The sequence below is a fragment of the Kitasatospora sp. NBC_01246 genome, from assembly GCF_036226505.1.
GTDB lineage: Bacteria > Actinomycetota > Actinomycetes > Streptomycetales > Streptomycetaceae > Kitasatospora.
In genome coordinates this window covers 2691640-2709674 of record NZ_CP108484.1, presented here as the reverse complement: position 1 = coordinate 2709674, position 18035 = coordinate 2691640, and the positions used below count along the sequence as shown (strand labels likewise).

The window sequence follows — 18035 nt, the reverse complement described above, 5'->3', positions numbered from 1 at the left end:
GATCAGTGGTGGCCGTGGCCGCTGGTGATCTCGTGGTGCTCCTCGGCGGTCGGCTTCGGGATCCGGCTGCCCTCGCCGTAGAAGCCGCGGGAGAGCTTCGCCCGGGTACGGGGGATCAGCCCGGCCTTGGCGGCCACGCCGTTCTCGTCCGTCTCGGCCGGCAGCTCGAACACGGGCGGCTGCTCGTGCGAGGTGAGCTTGTGCAGGTCGGCCTGCGGCAGCTGGGCGTGCACCTCGATGAACTCGCCGTGCGGCAGGCGCTTGATGACGCCCGTCTCGCGGCCGTGCAGCACCTTCTCCTTGTCCCGGCGCTGGAGGCCGAGGCACCAGCGCTTGGTGGCGATGAAGGTCAGCACCGGCACCACGAAGAAGCCCACGCGGACGAAGTACGTGATGTCGTTGATCGACAGGTGCAGGTGGGTGGCGAACAGGTCGTTGCCACCACCGACCAGCAGCACCAGGTACAGGCTGATCCAGGCGGCGCCCAGCGCGGTGCGGACCGGCGCGTTGCGCGGGCGGTCCAGGATGTGGTGCTCGCGCTTGTCGCCGGTGACCCAGGACTCGATGAACGGGTAGACCGCGATCGCGACCAGGACCAGCGGGAAGATCATCAGCGGGACGAAGACACCCAGGTTCAGGGTGTGGCCCCACAGGCCGATCTCCCAGCCCGGCATGACGCGGATCAGGCCCTCGGAGAAGCCCATGTACCAGTCCGGCTGGGCGTCCGTGGACACCTGGTCGGGGCGGTACGGGCCGTACGCCCAGATCGGGTTGATCGTGGCGATCGCCGAGACGGCGGCGATGAGACCGAAGACCAGGAAGAAGAAGCCACCGGCCTTGGCCATGTAGACCGGCATCAGCGGCATGCCGACGACGTTCTTCTCGGTCTTGCCCGGGCCCGCCCACTGGGTGTGCTTGTGGTAGAAGACCAGGATCAGGTGCGCGACCAGCAGGCCGAGCATGATGCCGGGGATCAGCAGCACGTGGATGGTGAAGAACCGCGGCACGATGTCGTGGCCGGGGAACTCGCCGCCGAACAGGAACATCTGGATGTAGGTGCCCACCAGCGGGACGGCGAGGATCGCGCCTTCCATGAAGCGGATACCGGTGCCCGAGAGCAGGTCGTCGGGCAGCGAGTAGCCGAAGAAGCCGTCGAACATGCCCAGGACCAGCAGCAGGAAGCCGAAGACCCAGTTGATCTCACGCGGCTTGCGGAACGCGCCGGTGAAGAACACGCGCATCATGTGCACGAGCATCGCGGCCACGAAGACCAGCGCGGCCCAGTGGTGGATCTGGCGGACCAGCAGGCCGCCGCGGACCTCGAAGCTGATGTCCACCGTCGACGCGTACGCCTCGGACATCGGGATGCCCTTGAGCGGGATGTACGAGCCGTCGTAGATGACCTCGCCCATGCTGGGCTTGAAGAACAGCGTCAGGTACACGCCCGTCAGGATGATGATGACGAAGGTGTAGAGGCAGATCTCGCCCAGCATGAAGGACCAGTGGTCCGGGAAGATCTTCCGCAGGTTGGCCTTGGCGAGGGAGTAGATCCCCAGCCGGCCGTCCGTCCAGTCAGCAGCCTGCTCCCACTTGTTGGCGGGCTTGGCACGCGTGCTGCCGGCGGGCTTGGCGGCACCGGAGGTGGTGCTGCTCGCGCTACTCATCGAGCACGCTCCCAGTAGCTCGGGCCGACGGGCTCGTCGAAGTCGCCGGTGGCGACCAGGAAGCCCTTCTCGTCAGTGGTGATCTTCAGCTGCGGCAGCGGGTGGCCGGCCGGGCCGAAGATGACGCGCGCGCCGTCCGCCAGGTCGAAGGTCGACTGGTGGCAGGGGCAGAGCGCGTGGTGGGTCTGCTGCTCGTACAGGCTGATCGGGCAGCCGACGTGGGTGCAGATCTTGGAGTAGGCGAGGATGCCCTCGAAGCCCTTCTCCCGGGACTCGGTGTCCTTGATGTCCTCCGGTGCGATGCGCACCAGCATCAGGGCGTCCTTGGCGATCTGCTGCTGGAAGTCCTCGTCGTGCGTGCTGAGACCCTCCGGCATGGCGAAGGTCAGCGAGCCGACGATGACGTCCTCGGCCTTCATCGGCTGGTTGGTGTTCATGTTGATCAGCTGCAGCGGCTTCACATCGGTGGCCTCGCGCCAGCCGGTGTGCTCCAGCTTGTCCTCGGGCAGCGGGCCCAGGTCGCGCAGCAGCACGACGCCGGACAGCGGCACCAGGGCCATCGAACCGATGAGGGTGTTGCGGATCATCTTGCGGCGGCCGAAGCCGGACTCGGCGGCGCCGGTCCTGAACTGCTCGATGACGTCCGCGCGGACCTCGTCGTCGGCCTCGATCGGGTGACGCTCGGCCGGGATCTCGTGGTCCGACATCAGGGTGCGGGCCCAGTGGACCGCACCCGCGCCGATGCAGAACAGCGCGACGCCCAGGGTCATGCCCAGCGCGAAGTTCAGCGCGCTGACGTGGCCCAGCGGGAAGATGTAGACGATCTTGTCCGGGTCGATGGCCACGTAGGAGGCGATGAAGCCCACGGTGGCGAGCATCGAGACCACGAACATCAGCGAGACCTGGCGCTCGGCCCGCTGGGCGGCCCGCTCGTCGATGTCGGTGCGACGCGGTTGGTGGGCCGGCAGGCCCGGGTCGGCGAACGGATCGCCGTGGGCGGCCACCTCGTGGTGTCCGGCGGAGCCGTGTGACTCCGGGAGCTTCTCTTCTGACATGTCGTGGCTCATGACTTCTTGGCCTTGGTGGTGTGGGCGGCGACCCAGATCGCGACCGCGATGAGCGTGCCGAGACCGAAGATCCAGCCGAACAGGCCCTCGGTCACCGGACCGAGGCTGCCGAGCGTGAGACCGCCGGGGTTCGGCTCATCGTTGGTGGTGTGGCGGACGAAGGCCACGATCTGCTTCTTCTGCTCCTCGGGCATGGTGGTGTCCGGGAACGACGGCATGTTCTGCGGGCCGGTCTGCATGGCCTCGTAGATGTGCTTGGCGTCCACTCCCTCCAGCGACGGGGCGTACTTGCCCTGGGTCAGGGCACCGCCCTGGCCGGCGAAGTTGTGGCACTGGGCGCAGTTGGTGCGGAACAGCTCGCCACCCTTGGAGAGGTCCTCGGGGTTGGTCGAGGTGTACTGCTCCTCGGTCGGGATGACCGGGCCGGGGCCGAGCGAAGCCACGAAGGCGGCGAGCTGGTCGATCTCCGCCTGCGAGTAGATGTTCTTCTTGCTCGGCACCTGGGCGCCGGGCTGCTGGGCCGGCATGCGGCCGGTGCCGACCTGGAAGTCGACCGCGGCTGAGCCGACGCCGACCAGGCTCGGACCGTCGCTGCTGCCCTGGCCGTTCAGGCCGTGGCAGGAGGAGCAGCCCACGGCGAAGAGCTTCTTGCCCTCATCGATCGCGAGCGACTGCGCGGCGACGTCGGCCTGCGCCTTGTCGGCGGGCGCGAACGCGGCGTACAGCCCCCCGGTTGCCGCCAGGGCGAGAAGTAGGACGACCAGCGCCGCCAATGGGTGGCGCCGTCGTGCGGAGAGCTTTTTCACGGAATAACCCCGGTGTCAGGATCTGGTCGACTGGTGGGTGCACCCGGCGGCCGGTCTGGCCGGCACGAGGCTGCCTGTCTAGGGCTGCGCGCGCGGTCGGTCGGTTGGGAGCGTAGGCACCGGCAAATCGGGCCGTCGCCGGTGAGGGCGGGACCCGGAGCCGGTGGCCAGCGACCTGATCAGCTGGTTACTTGATCAGGTAGATGGTCGCGAACAGGCCGATCCACACGACGTCGACGAAGTGCCAGTAGTACGACACCACGATGGCGGCGGTGGCCTGCTCGTGCGTGAAGCGCTTGGCTGCGTACGTCCGTCCGAGGACCAGCAGGAAGGCGATCAGACCACCCGTCACGTGCATACCGTGGAAGCCGGTGGTCAGGTAGAACACCGTGCCGTACGGGTCGGAGGACAGCGAGAGGCCGTCCTTCTTGACCAGCTCGGTGTACTCGAAGATCTGGCCGCCGATGAAGATCGCGCCCATCACGAAGGTGATGACGAACCACGAGCGGAGCTTCTTCACGTCCCCGCGCTCGGCAGCGAACACGCCGAGCTGGCAGGTGAGAGAGGAGAGCACCAGGATCGTGGTGTTGACCGAGGAGAAGGGCACGTTGAGGGCGTGCGCCTTCTCGCTCCAGAACTCGGCTCCCTTGACGGAGCGGAGCGTGAAGTACATCGCGAAGAGGGCCGCGAAGAACATCAACTCGGAACTGAGCCAGACGATCGTTCCGACGCTGACCATGTTCGGCCGGTTGACCGATCCGTGCGCGTGCCCGGTTTCTACTGCTGTTGCTGTCGCCACGACGGACATTATGTCGGTCCCTTATTCCGTCTTCACGCCGGGGGGTGTCCCTCGGAGTGTCCGGTGCGTGCGGTATGCCCCGGTGGGGCCCGCCGGGACGCCCGGATGGCGGCTGAGCAGGGGCGTGTCCCTTTTCTGACGGTTCTTCGAAGGCATCTTCGACCCTGATGCCCAGCGTGTCGCTCCACTCCTTCGGGGTCCGCCGGGAGTAAGGGAAAGGCCCTCGGGTCGGCCGTACGGGTGGACCGCGACTGCGGGGGTGACGGCCTGTCCTCCGGGCGGGTGAGTCGTGGGCGCGGCGGCTTGAGACGGATCGTGCGGGAGTGGCTCGGCGGGCGGTGATCGGGAGTAGCATCCGGGTTGAGACGAACGTGGTCCGGATCACACTTGAGGGAGCAGGGCCCATGGCGTACACCACCGACGAGACGCTGACCGTTCTCGTCTACAGCCACGACCGCAACACCCGCGAGCAGGTGCTGACGGCCCTGGGCCGCCGGCCCGCGGAGGATCTGCCGGAGCTGACCTACCTGGAGTGCGCGACGACCCCCGCGGTGCTGAAGGCACTGGAGAAGGGGGGCGTGGACCTCTGCGTGCTGGACGGCGAGGCGGTCCCGGCCGGCGGCCTCGGGCTCGCCCGGCAGTTGAAGGACGAGATCTACGGCTGCCCGCCGGTGCTGGTGGTGATCGGCCGGCCGCAGGACTCCTGGCTGGCCGCCTGGAGCCGGGCCGACGCGGCCATCTCCCACCCGGTGGACCCGGTGGCGCTGGCCGAGGCGGCCGCCACGCTGCTCCGGGCCCGGCTGGCGAAGCGGGCCCCGGCCGCCCGGTAGGACCGCGTCTCAGTGGGAGAGAAGTGAAGGCGACGGCGGGGCGGAGGCGTCCCGCCGCTCGATAGGCTGGCTCCATCCTTACGGAGAACCCCTCGGGGAACCGACAAGAGCTGGAGTCAGCCATGGTGAACGTGAACCCTGCGAACGGCGGCAAGGACCCCGTGCAGGTGGTCCGCACCTGGCCGGACATCCTGTCGGCGCTGCTGCGGGGCGAGGACCTCGACCGGGCGGACACCGCCTGGGCGATGGACCGGATCATGAGCGGCGAGGCCTCCGCGGTGCAGATGGCCGGCTTCATGGTCGCCCTGCGGGCCAAGGGCGAGACGGTGGACGAGATCGTCGGCCTGGTGGACTCGATGTACGCGCACGCCGAACCGCTCTCCATCCCCGGCCCGGCGGTCGACATCGTGGGCACCGGCGGCGACCGGGCGAAGACCGTCAACATCTCGACCATGTCGGCGATCGTCGCCGCGGCGGCCGGTGCCAAGGTGGTCAAGCACGGCAACCGGGCGGCCTCCTCGGCGAGCGGCTCCTCGGACGTGCTGGAGAAGCTCGGCGTCAATCTGGACCTCTCGGCCCGGCGGGTCGCCGAGGTGGCCGAGGAGGTCGGACTGACCTTCTGCTTCGCGGCCAGGTTCCACCCCGCGATGCGGCACACCGCCCCGGCCCGCAGCGGCCTCGGGGTGCCGACCGCCTTCAACACCCTCGGCCCGCTGACCAACCCGGCCAAGGTCACCGCCCACGCGATCGGCTGCTTCGACACCCGGCTGGCCTCGCTGATCGCCGGGGTGCTGGCCCGCCGGGGGTCCACCGCGCTGGTCTTCCGCGGCGACGACGGCCTGGACGAGCTGACCGTCACCACCACCTCCCGGGTCTGGATCGTGCGCGACGGCGAGGTCACCGAGACCTCCTTCGATCCGCGCGACGTCGGCGTCCAGCTGGTGGGCATCGAGGCGCTTCGCGGCGGGGACCCGGCGTTCAACGCGGACGTCGCGCGCCGGCTGCTGGCCGGGGAGCGCGGGGCGGTGCGGGACGCCGTCCTGATGAACACGGCGACGGCGCTGGTGGCGCTGGACCTCACCGACGCGCCGCTCGCCGAGCAGCTGGCGGCCGGAATGGAGCGGGCCGCGGCGGCCATCGACTCGGGCGCCGCGCAGGATCTGCTGCGGCGCTGGTCCGAGGCCACCACCCGGGTGTGAAGCGGCGGTCGGGCCCGCGGGGGGATGCCTCCCCGCGGGCCCTTCGCACGTCCGGCGGTGGCGTCGCCGGGCCCCGGCGGTGGACCGCTGTCCGGATGGCGGACCCCTGTTTGACCACTCGACGGACGCGACCTAGAGTCTTCGCCAGGTCATGAGTGACAGCGTCAAGCCCCAGCTGGCTGTCCGGCAACCCTCCGTCCGTGGCGGGGTGCCCTGGGTGAGGACCGGGTCTCGCGGCGAACCGTCCGCGTGACAAGCGCGGACGCCGGCTGACACGCACCTCCGGGGTCCTTACCCGTCGAAGGAGTGCACCCCCATGTCCGTCGCCACCGAGATCTGCGCCCCGCTCCCCGTCCTCGGCCACGACGTCGAGGTCCCGCTGGTCAACGGTGACAAGGTCACCTACGCCGCGCTCGACTACGCCGCCAGCTCCCCGGCGCTGCAGCGGGTCTGGGACGACGTCGCCGCCTACGCCCCCTACTACGGCAGCGTGCACCGGGGCGCCGGCTACCTCTCCCAGCTCTCCACCGACCTCTTCGAGCAGAGCCGCCGCACCGTCGCGGACTTCCTCGACCTGCGCGAGGGCGACCAGGTGGTCTTCACCCGGGCCACCACCGACTCGCTGAACCTGCTGGCGGGCGCCGTCCCGGCCGGCACCCGGGTCTTCGCCTTCGAGACCGAGCACCACGCCTCGCTGCTGCCCTGGCGCCACGCCGGGCTGAGCGTCACCTACCTGCGCGCCCCGCGCTCGCACGCCGAGGCCGTCGCCGCGCTGGACGCCGCGCTGGCCGAGGCCCCCGAGGGCCCCAAGCTGCTCTGCGTCACCGGCGCCTCGAACGTCACCGGCGAGCTCTGGCCGGTCGCCGAGCTCACCGAGACCGCCCACCGGCACGGCGCCCGGGTGGTGCTGGACGCCGCGCAGCTCGCCCCGCACCACCGGGTCTCGGTGCGCGAGCTGGGCGTGGACTGGATCGCCTTCTCGGGCCACAAGATCTACGCGCCGTTCGGCGCCGGGGTGCTGGCCGGCCGGGCCGACTGGCTGGACGCGGCCGAGCCGTACCTGGCCGGCGGCGGCGCCACCCGCACGGTCGCCCGGGAGGCCGACGGCTCGGTGGCCGTGCAGTGGCACACCGGCCCGGCCCGGCACGAGGCCGGCTCGCCGAACGTGATCGGCGTCTACTCCATCGCCTCGGCCTGCCGGGCCCTGACCGAGGCGGGCTTCGACGCGCTGGAGGCCCGCGAGCGGCAGCTGATCGCCCGGCTGAAGGCCGGGCTGGCGGAGGTCCCGCAGGTGCGGGTGCTGAACCTGTTCGGCGCGGACTCGGCCCGGGTGGGCGTGCTCTCCTTCGTCGTCCAGGGCTGGAACAGCTCGCACTTCTCGGCCGCGCTCTCCGCCGAGTACGGCATCGGGGTGCGCGACGGCCTGTTCTGCGCGCACCCGCTGGTGCGCACCCTGCTCGGCGACGAGGACGTGGCGCCGTCCGAGTGCGGTGCGCCGGAGGCGTCGCTGCCGGGGGAGCGCAGCCTGAACGCGATCCGGGTCAGCTTCGGCGCGGGTACCCCGGACGAGCACATCGACCGGTTCCTGACCGCCGTCCGCGAGCTGGTCACGGACGGCGCGGCCTGGAACTACCGCAACGAGGGCGGCCGCTGCGTCGCGGACACCCGGCGCGAGGGCTGAACGGGGGAGGCTACTCGCCCAGGCCGAGCGCGAAGGCGGTCTCCAGGTCGTGCTGGGAGTAGGTGCGGAAGGCGATCTGGGTCTCGGTGTGGGCCACGCCCGGGACCTTGTTCAGCCGGCCGGGGATCACCTCGGCCAGGTCGTCGTGCCGGCGCACCCGCACCATCGCCACCAGGTCGTAGCCGCCGGTGACCGAGTAGACCTCGCTGACGCCCTCGATGGCCGCGATCGCCTCGGCGATCTCCGGGATGCGGTCGACGCTGGTCTTGATCAGGACGATGGCGGTGATCACTGTTCGGGCTCCTTTGTGAGGTGCCGCCAGGGTATCGGGCGTCAGCGGGGCCGTCGCGAGGGGCGGGTGGCCAGCGTGCAGGCGTACAGGAACCCCGCCGAGAAGCCGATCACGTGGACCAGGTAGGCGACGCCCGGCCCCGCCGAGTGCACCGACCACCACTGGAGCGCGAACCAGAGGCCGAGCACCAGCCAGGCCGGGAACCGCAGGGGCAGGAAGAGCAGCAGCGGGACGAGCGTGGTCACCCGGGCCCGCGGGTGCAGCCTCAGGTAGGCGCCGAGCACGCCGGCGATCGCCCCCGAGGCGCCGATCAGGACCCGGGTGTAGTCCGCCGAGTGCGCCTCGGCCAGCGCGAAGCCGTAGGTGGCCAGCGAGCCTGCCGCCAGGTAGAAGAGCGCGAACCGGGCCCGGCCGAAGCGGGCCTCCACGGTGGGGCCGAAGACCTGGAGGAAGAGCAGGTTGCCCAGCAGGTGCAGCCAGCCGGCGTGGACGAAGAGCCCGCTGAGGACGGACATCGCCGGGTGCTTGCCGGGGGTCGGGGCGGCCGGGCAGCCCGGCACCGGGTCGGGGGCCTCGGCCACCTGTTCGGCGCTCAGCGGCCGTCCGGCCAGCAGTTCGGCCGGGACGGCGCCCCAGCGCTGCTCGTACCGCTGCTCCGCGCAGACCCGGTCCTGCCCGCGGCCGTACAGCGGGTTGAGCCCGGCCGCCGGGCCGAGCAGGAAGACCAGCACGTTCAGCGCGATCAGCGCGTAGCTGACGGCCGGGACGGGCGCGGCCGGGGGGCCGTCCCGCGCGCCGGTGTGGTCGAGGACCGGGATCGCCATGCGACCAAGCATCCCTCCGTCCGGCCCGGGCGACACCGCGCTGTACGGCAGGTGGAGCACCCCCGCGATCGCCGTGACCGGTGGCCGGGGTGGTTGCCCCAGGCAATAGGCTTGGGGCGGGCAATCCCGCCTCCCGCCGCCGATGCCGGGGCTCCGGGGGGAGCGCCTGAGCCCACCCAGGGACCACCCGAGAGGACCCCCGATGACCGTCCCCGCCCTGACCGCAGAGACGCGTTGGCGCTGCACCCTGTGCGGCAACCTGACCCGCTTCGACGTCACCCGTACCGCCCGGGTGACCGAGTTCCTGCACTTCGACCTGGCCGGCGAGTCCAAGGTGGAGGAGACCGAGGTGCACAGCGAGACCATCGAGTCGGTGCGCTGCCGCTGGTGCAACGCGGTGGACCAGGTCGAACTGGTGGCCCGTCCGGGCGCCGAGGCCGCCGAGCAGGCTTGATGCCCGCCCCGCGCGGTGGACGGTGCGCGGCACTGCCGTCCGCCGCGCGGGACAATACAGACAGAGCGCACGGAGCGTGACGACCAGGGGTACGGCCGACGGCCGTACCCCGCTGGCGAGGATCGGAGCCGAGGACGTGGTGGACGCAGCGCAGGAGCCCGCCGGGCCGCAGGGGCGGCAGCCCGCTGTGGACGCGCAGGCGCCGGACGCGGTCGAGGCCGCCGCGCCCGGCACCGGCGCCCCCGCCGAGGAGGTCGACGGCGAGGAGGCCGGCGGCTCCGGCGGTGAGGAGCCGGCGGCAGCCCGCGCGGCCGAGAAGCTCGACCGGCCGCTGCCCGAGGGGGTGCGCCGGCGTGTGGTGGGCCTCGCCGCCGACGCGCTCGGGGGGCTGCCGGTCGCGGAGCTGCCGCAGACGCTGCGCCCGTACGCCAAGTTCACCCCGGCGCGCCGGGCCAAGTACGCCGCCACCGCGCTCGCCGCGGCGCTGGAGTCCGAGCCGGCGTTCCGGGTACGGATAGCGGAGCGGCTGCGGCTCGGGCAGCCGGACCTGGTCCGGGCGCTGGAGTCGGGCACAGTGCCGGGCGCCGCCGATCCGATGGACGTGGCGGCCGCCGCCTACCTGGTCCGGTCGGCGGGCTGGAGCCGCCTGGTCGTCGAGGCCGGCGAGGAGGCCGAGCGGGCCGGCGCCGAGGGCGCGGCGGCCGAGGCGGCCCGGCTGGCCGAGAAGCTGCAGGCGGAGCTGGCCGAGGTGCGCGCCGCCGCCCGGGCGGACCTGGACCGGCAGCGGGCCGAGTCGGAGGACGTCCGCAAGGAGGTGGAGTCGCTGCGCAAGAAGGTGCGTTCGCTGGAGAGCGACACCCGGCGGGCCCAGGCCGAGACGCGCCGGGTCACCGGGGAGCTGGAGGCCCTGAAGGCGCAGACGGGCGTCGAGCGCGGCGCCGCCGAGAGCGAGGCGCGGCGGCTGCGGCACCGGATCTCCGAGCTGGAGAACGCCGCCGAGCAGGGCCGCCGTTCGGCCCGCGAGGGGCGCAGCGTCGAGGACATGCGGCTGCGGCTGCTGCTGGACACCGTGCTGCAGTCGGCGCAGGGGCTCCAGCGGGAGCTGGCCCTGCCGGTCTCCCAGATCCGCCCGGCCGACCTGGTCGAGGCGGTGGTGCCGGGTTCGGCCTCGCCGCACGACGTGGCGCGGCGCGGGCTGGCCGAGGACGACCCGGCGCTGCTGGACCAGCTGCTGGCGATCCCGCAGGTCCACCTGGTGGTGGACGGCTACAACGTGACCAAGACCGGCTACCCGGCGCTCCCGCTGGAGCAGCAGCGGATCCGGCTGCTGGGCGGGCTGGCGATGCTGGCCCAGCGCACGCAGGCGGAGGTGACCTGCGTGTTCGACGGCCAGGACCTCGACGTGCCGGTGATCCTGGCGCCGCCGCGCGGGGTCCGGGTGCGGTTCAGCCGGACCGGGGAGACCGCCGACGAACTGATCCGCCGCCTGGTGCGGGCCGAGCCGCAGGGCCGGCCGGTGGTGGTGGTCTCCACCGACCGGGAGGTCGCGGAGGGCGTGCGGAAGGCGGGCGCGCGCCCTGTAGCCTCGGTGCTGCTGCTGAACCGACTGGCCCGGCCCTGACCTCGGCCGGGGGCCGGCCGGCAGGAGATGACGCCTGGTCAGCGCCCGGTTTGCGGGGATGTGTGGATCCCGTGAAGTCATGGCGGGGGGCGGGAGTTCACGCCATCGGGGGAGTGGCGCAAAGCGTGGATCTTCACTAGGGTCTGGCGTCAAACCTATTTTCCGGATTCTCACTCGTTCGGGTGAGTCCGTTGGAAGAAGGAGCCGGTCACTTGGCCACCCACCGCCGTCCCAAGCAGTCGAGCCGTGCACGGGTCACCGTGCTGACCGCTGCCGCTGCGACCGCGGTCGCCCTCTCGGCCCAGGTCAGCGCCCACGCCGCGCCCAGCCCGTCCCCCAAGAAGGAGGACGTGAAGGCGCAGGTCGACCAGCTGCAGGAGGAGGCCGAGCAGGCCACCGAGAAGTTCAACGGTGCCAAGGAGCGGGCGGACCAGCTGCGCAAGCAGGCGGACCAGCTCCAGGACCAGGTGGCTCGCGGCCAGGACCAGATGACCCAGCTTCAGGGCGGGCTGGCCGAGGTGGCGGCCGAGCAGTACCGGACCGGCGGCATCGACCCGTCCGTCCAGCTGATGCTCGCCTCCGACCCGTCCGGCTACCTGGACAAGGCCGCCAGCGTCCAGCAGGCCAGCTCCAGCCAGACCGAGGCGCTCAAGGGCCTGCAGGACCAGCAGCGCCGGCTGGACCAGCAGAAGGCCGAGGCGGCCGCCGTCCTCGCCTCGCTGGACAGCACGACCAAGGACCTGAACCAGTCCAAGGCCGAGGTCAACAAGAAGCTCAAGGAAGCCCAGGACCTGCTGAACTCGCTCAGCGCCGCCGACCGGGCCGCGCTGAAGGCCGCCCAGCAGCAGGCCGACCGGGCCTCGCGCGGCAGCGAGCGCACCGACCTGAGCAGCCTCCCGCAGGGCAGCGGCTTCGCCGGGCAGGCCGTCGCCAACGCGATGAGCAAGCAGGGTTCGCCGTACGTCTGGAGCGCGGTCGGCCCGAACTCCTTCGACTGCTCCGGTCTGATGGTCTGGTCGTACGCGAAGGCCGGCGTCTCGCTGCCGCGCACCTCGCAGGCGCAGGCCAACTACGGCTCGAAGGTGGCCTCGCTGGCCGACGCCCAGCCGGGCGACCTCATCATCTACCGCCCGGACCGCAGCCACGTCGGGATGTACATCGGCAACGGGATGGTGGTCCACGCGCCGCACACCGGTGACGTGGTGAAGGTGATGAAGGCCGACGCGATGCCGATCAACGCGATCCGCCGGGTCTGACGGACCGACATGCCCACGGGCCGGGATCCGGCCCTGTGATCCGCGCCACCCCCGGAACCGGGGGTGGCGTCGGTGTCTGCGGCCGCATCATGACAAACGATCAGCTCCATGTGGGCGCGTGATCACACCCGGTCATATTCACAAATGAACTTGGATATTCTTCCGGCATTTTTCTGACAAGGATTTGAACGGATCACGGTTCTGTTACTAGGGTCATGCCTCGAACCACCGCACAGTCGATCACCCAGCAGGGGTGGCGGCGGAGGTTTACCGCCGAGTTCGTGAAGCAGCGGGGCAGAGCATCTGCCCGTCGGGGAGTCCAGTAGTCGGGGGCGCTGTGGAACGGAGCCGGGGAACCATGTTCCTCCGGGGTGAATCGGCGCCAGGTCGACCGTCGTGCGGTCGGTGAGGCGTCGTAGGGCACGCTTCCGGCCCGAACCCGTCAGCTCACCCGGTAGGCGGACGTAGGAAGAAGGAGTCCGCCTTCGTGGCGTCCCATCGTCGTCCCAAGCCCGCCGGCCGCGCCCGGGTCTCGATTCTGACCGGTGTCGCCGCCGCGGCGGTCGCGCTCTCCGCGCAGTCCGGCGCCCACGCCGACCCGACGCCGACCAAGGATCAGGTCAAGGAGCAGATCGACCAGCTCAACGAGCAGGCCGAGCAGGCCACCGAGAAGCTCAACGGCGCCCAGGCCAAGCAGCAGGAGCTGCAGAAGCAGGTCGGTGAGCTGCAGGACAAGGTGGCCCGTCAGCAGGCCGCGGTGACCGAGGCCCAGGGCGGTCTCGCCGAGATCGCCGGCGAGCAGTACCGCAACGGCGGCATATCGCCGACCGTGCAGCTGATGCTCTCGTCCAGCCCGGACAGCTTCCTCAGCCAGGCCGGCGCCATCAACCAGGCCGGCAGCACGCAGTCCGGTGCGCTGAAGGACCTCCAGGAGCAGCAGCGCAGGCTCGACCAGGACCGCAACGAGGCCCAGGGCAAGCTCGGCGAGCTCGAAGCCACCACCCAGCAGCTGAAGGCCTCCAAGGAGGAGGTCCAGGGCAAGCTGGCCAAGGCCCAGGACCTGTACAACTCGCTGTCCGAGCAGGAGCGCCAGGCGATGCGCGCGGCCGAGGAGAAGGCCGCCGCCGAGGCGAAGGCCAAGGCGGACGCCGCCAAGGCCGAGGCCAAGGCCAAGGCGGACGCCGACCGCGCCTCCCGCGACAACACCCGCGACCAGCTGCCCGCCCCGTCGTCGCCGGCCGCCAAGCCCGCCGCCGCGGCCGCCGCGCCGTCCGCGCCCGCCGCCAACGGCTCGCGCGCCGCCGCCGCGATCGCCGCCGCGGAGAGCAAGCTGGGTGCCCCGTACGTCTACGGCGCGGCCGGTCCGAGCTCCTTCGACTGCTCCGGCCTGACCAGCTGGGCCTACGCCCAGGCGGACGTGTCGCTGCCGCGCACCTCGCAGTCCCAGGCCACCGCCGGCACCAACGTGGGCACCAACATCGCCAACGCCCAGCCCGGCGACCTGATCATCTACCGTGCGGACCGCAGCCACGTCGCGCTCTACGTCGGCGGCGGCCAGGTCATCCACGCGCCGAAGCCCGGCGCGAACGTCCGGTACGAGACCGCCAGCATGCTGCCGATCTCGGCCATCGTGCGCGTCTGATCCGACGTCTGCTCCCACAGGCCCGGTCTCCCCTCGCGGGAGGCCGGGCCTGCGGCTTTCGTGCCGGACCGTGCTGATGTCCGATTGCGGGTCAAATATTCGGGTTGGGAGGGGTTTGGACTCGCTCGCCCGGACTCGCTAACGTCTGCCACCGGACTCCCGCTCGACGGCCGCCCGCACCGGTGCGGCGGCGGGGCCGGGTCGCAGGATCGGAGTTACCGTCGTATGGCCGTGCACCGCCGTTCCCCCCTGCCGGGCGCGTTCGCCCGTGCGCTGGTGCTGACCGCCGCGGCCACCACCGCGCTGGGGGTGGCCACGGGGGGTGCCGCCCAGGCCGCCCCGGGCACGCCGGACGGGCCGTCGAACCGCAAGGACGTCAAGGCGCAGGTGGAACAGCTGTACGACGAGGCCGAGCAGGCCTCGGAGAAGTACAACGCCGCACTGGACGTCCAGCAGCGCCTCCAGCACGAGACCGGCACGCTCCAGCAGCAGGTCGCCGTCGCCCAGGGCGAGCTCAACGAGCTCCGCGGCGACCTCGCCACCGTGGCCGGCGCCGAGTACCGGGGCGGCGGGATGGCGCAGACCGTCCAGCTGATGCTCTCCACCGACCCGGAGGGCTACCTCTCCAAGGCCCGCAGCCTGGACCAGGCCGCCGAGCGGCAGAACGAGACGCTGCACGAGGTGGTGGCCCGTCAGCGCCGGCTCGACCAGCGCCGGTCGGAGGCCTCGATGAAGCTCTCCGAGCTGGAGGAGACCCGCCGGGCCCTGGCCGAGAGCAAGCAGCAGATCCAGCAGCGGCTGGCCAAGGCGCAGCGGCTGCTCAACAGCCTGGGGGCGGGCGAGCGGGCCCGGATGGTGGCCCAGGACGCCCGCGAGGCCGAGCAGCGGGCCACCCGTGGCACCGACCGCCTCGACCTGGGCACGGCCCCGCCCGCCTCCGAACGCGGCGCGGCCGCGCTGGCCGCCGCCGTGCGGATGATCGGTTCGCCCTATGTGTACGGATCCGCCGGGCCCCGCGCGTTCGACTGTTCCGGTCTGATGTACTGGAGCTGGCGGCAGGCCGGAGTGACCCTGCCGCGCACCTCGCAGGCCCAGGCGTACGCCGGCCAGCGGGTCAGCATCTCCGACGCGCGACCGGGAGACCTGGTGATCTTCTACCGGGACAGGCACCACGTCGGCATGTACGCCGGCGGCGGGGTGATCGTGCACGCCCCCTACCCGGGCGCCAAGGTCCGCTACGAGAGCGTCAACGCGATGCCCGTCGCGGAGGTGATCCGGCTCTGAGCCGGCCCGTCCCGACCCCTCCCGCCGACGCCGTGACACGCTGCCGCGCACTGTCCCGGCGCGGGGCCCTGCTGCTCGCGGCGGGCGGACTGGCCCAGCTGTCGCTGCCCCGCGCGGCTCCGGCGGCCTCCGTGGCCGCGGTGGCGGACCAGCGGGCCGAGGTGGCCGCGCTGCTGGCCGAGCGGGCCCGGACGCTGACCGCCGGACCGTCCGCGCCCCCGGTGGAGGCGGCCTACCGCAACCTCGTGCTCGGTCCGGCCGGTCGGCCGGACCAGCTCACCGCCACCGCCGAACTGACCGTCCGGGTGACCGGCTACGACGCCTACCCGGTGGTCCACCAGCGCCGGCTGGAGCTGTGGCGGACCGGCGGGGGCTGGCGGGTCGAACGCGAGGACGGCCCGGACGGGCCGGCGCCGCTCTGGGACTTCGGGACCGTCCGGGCGGCGGTCGGCGCGCACTGCCTGGTGCTCGGCCTGGCCGACGGCCCGGACCCGGCGCAGCTCACGGCCGTGGCCGACCGGGCCGTCCCGGCCGTCACCGCGCTCTGGGGCACCGCCTGGCCGGGCCGGCTGCTCCTGGAGCTGCCCGGCACCGAGGAGCAGTTCGGCCGGCTGCTGGACGCCGACCCGGCGGGCTGGACCGGCATGGTGGCGGTCACCACCGCGGCGCCCGGCGCCCCCCGGCACACCCCGGCCGACCGGGTGCTGGTCAACCCCGGGGCCTACCGGGGGCTCAGCGACTTCGGCCGCCAGGTGGTGATCACCCACGAGGCCGTGCATGTGGCGACCCGGGCCGACACCCGGGCCTGGACGCCGCTCTGGCTCTCCGAGGGCGTCGCCGACTGGACCGGCTACCGGGACTCCGGCCGCTCGCCCCGGCAGATCGCCCCCGAGCTGGCCCGGGACGTCGCCGCCGGCCGGGTGCCCTCGGCGCTCCCCGCCGACCAGGACTTCACCGCCGGGGCCGACGGCATCGCCCAGGCCTACGAGCAGGCCTGGCTGGCCTGCGACCTGATCGCCCGCCGCTTCGGGCCGGACCGGCTGGTCGGCTACTACCGGGCGGTCGGCGCGGCGGGCGCGGGCGCGGGCCGGGAGGAGCAGTCGGACCGCGTCCTGCGGGACGAGCTGGGCCTCGGACTGGCCGAGTTCACCGCGCTCTGGGTCGCCGAGGTCCGCCGCCTGGCGGCCTAGCGCCGCCGCTGGGCCGGCGGCCGGTCGATGCCGTCCAGCAGGTCCTGCTCGTACGCGATCCCCGGGCGCACCGGGTAGCCGGTCGCCGACACCGGCTCCGGCTCCGCGCGGTCCAGCACGACGGTCGGCGGGAGCTGGGCGGTCCCGCGGGTCGAGCGCCAGAGCCGGACGCAGGAGAGCCCGGTGGCGGCCAGCAGCAGCAGGTTGCGCAGGGTCAGCGCGGTGACGGCCCAGGGCTCGCTGCCGACCAGCTCGCTGAAGAGCAGCGGGAACTCCACCACGGTCAGCGGCGTCGCGGCCAGGACCAGCAGCGCCACCGGGCGCTGGCTGGTGCCGCGCACGGTCAGGCAGACCGCCGCCACGCCGACCAGCCAGACCAGGTACTGCGGGCTGATCACCCGGCTGGTCACGGTGAAGATCAGCAGCGCGGCCAGCGCCGCGTCGTACATGGTCGCCGCGTTGCGGCGCTTGGCGGTGAAGCGCCAGAGCAGCAGCCAGGCGAAGCCCAGCAGGCTGCCGGCCAGCATCACCTTGCCGACCACGTTCACCCACGGCCCGAGCATCTCGACCGAGCCGTAGTTCATCGTCACCCTGCCGTCCCAGGCGCCGGCCATCCGGGCGAAGTGCAGCGGCAGCGCGCCGACCGACTCCACCTCGACGCCGCGGTCCTTCTGGAAGGTCAGGAACTCGAAGGCGCCGTTCATCCCGGCCGCCAGCAGGAAGCCCACCGAGACGGCGGTGGCCGCGGCGGCGGTCCAGGAGCGGCGGGTGCGGCGGCCGGACGGGGTGCCGATCAGGCCGATCAGCGGCCAGATCTTGATGATCCCGCCCAGCCCCAGCAGGATGCCGCCGATCGCCGGGCGGCGGATCAGCGCCAGCAGGCCGGCCACCGCGACGGCGGTGACGATGACGTCGTACCGGTTGTAGATCATCGGACCGAGCAGCGGCACGCCGGCCACCCAGACCCAGGCGCCGGTCAGCGCCCGGCCCCTGCGCAGGCCGGTACGCACCAGCAGGGCCATCGCGACCGCGTCGGCCAGCCCGCAGATCACCCAGAAGGAGACCAGGTACGACCAGGGCAGCAGCCCGGGCAGCATGATCACCAGGGCGGCGCCGGGCGGGTACTGCCAGGTCACGTCGTCCAGCGGGAAGGTGCCGGTCTGCAGGACGCCGTACCAGCCGTGGTAGATCAGCCAGACGTCCGTGGTGATGTCCCCGCCGGCCATCCGCAGCACGCCGGTCACCAGCAGCAGCAGCAGTGCCCGGGAGGCCAGCCACGTCCCGCCGAGCGCGCAGAGCGCCCCGGTACGCCGGGAGGGGCCGGTGGGGGCCGGTACGGGCTCCTGGCGGACGGCCAGCGCCGTGCCGGGGCCGTCGGCGCCGCTGGGTGAACCGGACTTGGTGGCCGGGGCCAACTCCACTGCGC

16 protein-coding genes and 2 riboswitches are annotated in these 18035 nt (G+C 72.3%); of the genes, 9 read left to right on the top strand and 7 right to left on the bottom strand.

Annotated elements, in window-relative coordinates:
* Positions 1 to 2: 2 nt before the first annotated feature.
* The 4 genes from qcrB to ctaE form a co-directional block, all read right to left on the bottom strand.
* A complete protein-coding gene (gene qcrB, locus OG618_RS11835) occupies positions 3 to 1664 on the bottom strand; it encodes a cytochrome bc1 complex cytochrome b subunit (RefSeq protein WP_329487313.1) in 1662 nt (553 codons plus the stop codon).
* Entirely contained in the window at positions 1661 to 2731 is a 1071-nt protein-coding gene (qcrA, locus tag OG618_RS11830) for a cytochrome bc1 complex Rieske iron-sulfur subunit (RefSeq protein ID WP_380389855.1), read from the bottom strand. The genes qcrB and qcrA overlap by 4 nt, the downstream gene beginning before the upstream one ends.
* Positions 2728 to 3537 carry a cytochrome bc1 complex diheme cytochrome c subunit gene (qcrC, locus tag OG618_RS11825; protein ID WP_329487311.1) on the bottom strand — a complete coding sequence of 270 codons (810 nt, stop codon included), beginning with the start codon at positions 3535 to 3537 and terminating at the stop codon, positions 2728 to 2730. Before qcrC ends, qcrA begins: the two co-directional genes overlap by 4 nt.
* Before the next feature lie 187 nt (positions 3538 to 3724).
* Positions 3725 to 4345 carry an aa3-type cytochrome oxidase subunit III gene (gene ctaE, locus OG618_RS11820; RefSeq protein WP_073923280.1) on the bottom strand — a complete coding sequence of 207 codons (621 nt, stop codon included), beginning with the start codon at positions 4343 to 4345 and terminating at the stop codon, positions 3725 to 3727.
* Between the two features lie 395 nt (positions 4346 to 4740).
* On the opposite strand from ctaE, the gene OG618_RS11815 reads away from it, so the two are divergent.
* From OG618_RS11815 to OG618_RS11805, 3 genes are all read left to right on the top strand, one after another.
* A complete protein-coding gene (locus OG618_RS11815; protein ID WP_329487310.1) occupies positions 4741 to 5166 on the top strand; it encodes a hypothetical protein in 426 nt (141 codons plus the stop codon).
* A 122-nt stretch (positions 5167 to 5288) separates the two neighbouring features.
* Positions 5289 to 6365 carry an anthranilate phosphoribosyltransferase gene (gene trpD / locus OG618_RS11810; RefSeq protein WP_329487309.1) on the top strand — a complete coding sequence of 359 codons (1077 nt, stop codon included), beginning with the start codon at positions 5289 to 5291 and terminating at the stop codon, positions 6363 to 6365.
* A gap of 147 nt (positions 6366 to 6512) precedes the next feature.
* Positions 6513 to 6630: riboswitch (SAM riboswitch) on the top strand.
* Between the two features lie 51 nt (positions 6631 to 6681).
* A complete protein-coding gene (locus OG618_RS11805; protein ID WP_329487308.1) occupies positions 6682 to 8046 on the top strand; it encodes an aminotransferase class V-fold PLP-dependent enzyme in 1365 nt (454 codons plus the stop codon).
* A gap of 10 nt (positions 8047 to 8056) precedes the next feature.
* Here OG618_RS11805 and OG618_RS11800 read toward each other — a convergent pair whose 3' ends face one another.
* Together OG618_RS11800 and OG618_RS11795 are read right to left on the bottom strand one after the other, a co-directional pair.
* Complete coding sequence (locus OG618_RS11800) at positions 8057 to 8338, bottom strand: Lrp/AsnC ligand binding domain-containing protein (protein ID WP_329487307.1); 282 nt, start codon at positions 8336 to 8338, stop codon at positions 8057 to 8059.
* A 41-nt stretch (positions 8339 to 8379) separates the two neighbouring features.
* Positions 8380 to 9162: a rhomboid family intramembrane serine protease gene (locus tag OG618_RS11795; protein ID WP_329487306.1), complete on the bottom strand. Its 783-nt coding sequence runs from the start codon at positions 9160 to 9162 to the stop codon at positions 8380 to 8382.
* 202 nt (positions 9163 to 9364) lie between these two features.
* Here OG618_RS11795 and OG618_RS11790 point away from each other — a divergent pair, with 202 nt between their 5' ends.
* From OG618_RS11790 to OG618_RS11765, 6 genes are all read left to right on the top strand, one after another.
* The gene (locus OG618_RS11790) at positions 9365 to 9616 is read left to right on the top strand and encodes a hypothetical protein (protein ID WP_329487305.1); all 252 of its coding nucleotides are present in this window, start codon (positions 9365 to 9367) and stop codon (positions 9614 to 9616) included.
* Positions 9617 to 9692: 76 nt separating this feature from the next.
* On the top strand, positions 9693 to 11237 hold the full coding sequence (locus OG618_RS11785) for an NYN domain-containing protein (protein WP_329487303.1): 1545 nt from the start codon (positions 9693 to 9695) through the stop codon (positions 11235 to 11237).
* 212 nt (positions 11238 to 11449) lie between these two features.
* Entirely contained in the window at positions 11450 to 12493 is a 1044-nt protein-coding gene (locus OG618_RS11780) for a C40 family peptidase (RefSeq protein ID WP_329487301.1), read from the top strand.
* A gap of 323 nt (positions 12494 to 12816) precedes the next feature.
* Positions 12817 to 12970: riboswitch (cyclic di-AMP (ydaO/yuaA leader) on the top strand.
* Positions 12971 to 12980: 10 nt separating this feature from the next.
* Positions 12981 to 14135, top strand: coding sequence for a C40 family peptidase (locus tag OG618_RS11775; RefSeq protein ID WP_329487300.1), 1155 nt, complete (start codon positions 12981 to 12983; stop codon positions 14133 to 14135).
* Between the two features lie 225 nt (positions 14136 to 14360).
* Positions 14361 to 15419: a C40 family peptidase gene (locus OG618_RS11770; protein WP_329487299.1), complete on the top strand. Its 1059-nt coding sequence runs from the start codon at positions 14361 to 14363 to the stop codon at positions 15417 to 15419.
* A gap of 32 nt (positions 15420 to 15451) precedes the next feature.
* Positions 15452 to 16609, top strand: coding sequence for a hypothetical protein (locus tag OG618_RS11765; protein ID WP_329487298.1), 1158 nt, complete (start codon positions 15452 to 15454; stop codon positions 16607 to 16609).
* Here the strand turns inward: OG618_RS11765 and OG618_RS11760 are convergent.
* Complete coding sequence (locus OG618_RS11760; RefSeq protein WP_329487297.1) at positions 16606 to 18030, bottom strand: glycosyltransferase 87 family protein; 1425 nt, start codon at positions 18028 to 18030, stop codon at positions 16606 to 16608. The two genes, OG618_RS11765 and OG618_RS11760, sit on opposite strands and share 4 nt — an antisense overlap.
* Between the last annotated feature and the right edge of the window lie 5 nt (positions 18031 to 18035).

What these genes read in the sequence shown, in the direction of transcription:
- qcrB (WP_329487313.1), bottom strand. Translation starts at nt 1,664, where the DNA reads ATGAGTAGCGCGAGCAGCACCACCTCCGGTGCCGCCAAGCCCGCCGGC.
- qcrA (WP_380389855.1), bottom strand. Translation starts at nt 2,731, where the DNA reads ATGAGCCACGACATGTCAGAAGAGAAGCTCCCGGAGTCACACGGCTCC.
- ctaE (WP_073923280.1), bottom strand. Translation starts at nt 4,345, where the DNA reads ATGTCCGTCGTGGCGACAGCAACAGCAGTAGAAACCGGGCACGCGCAC.
- OG618_RS11815 (WP_329487310.1), top strand. Translation starts at nt 4,741, where the DNA reads ATGGCGTACACCACCGACGAGACGCTGACCGTTCTCGTCTACAGCCAC.
- trpD (WP_329487309.1), top strand. Translation starts at nt 5,289, where the DNA reads ATGGTGAACGTGAACCCTGCGAACGGCGGCAAGGACCCCGTGCAGGTG.
- OG618_RS11805 (WP_329487308.1), top strand. Translation starts at nt 6,682, where the DNA reads ATGTCCGTCGCCACCGAGATCTGCGCCCCGCTCCCCGTCCTCGGCCAC.
- OG618_RS11795 (WP_329487306.1), bottom strand. Translation starts at nt 9,162, where the DNA reads ATGGCGATCCCGGTCCTCGACCACACCGGCGCGCGGGACGGCCCCCCG.
- OG618_RS11790 (WP_329487305.1), top strand. Translation starts at nt 9,365, where the DNA reads ATGACCGTCCCCGCCCTGACCGCAGAGACGCGTTGGCGCTGCACCCTG.
- OG618_RS11770 (WP_329487299.1), top strand. Translation starts at nt 14,361, where the DNA reads ATGGCCGTGCACCGCCGTTCCCCCCTGCCGGGCGCGTTCGCCCGTGCG.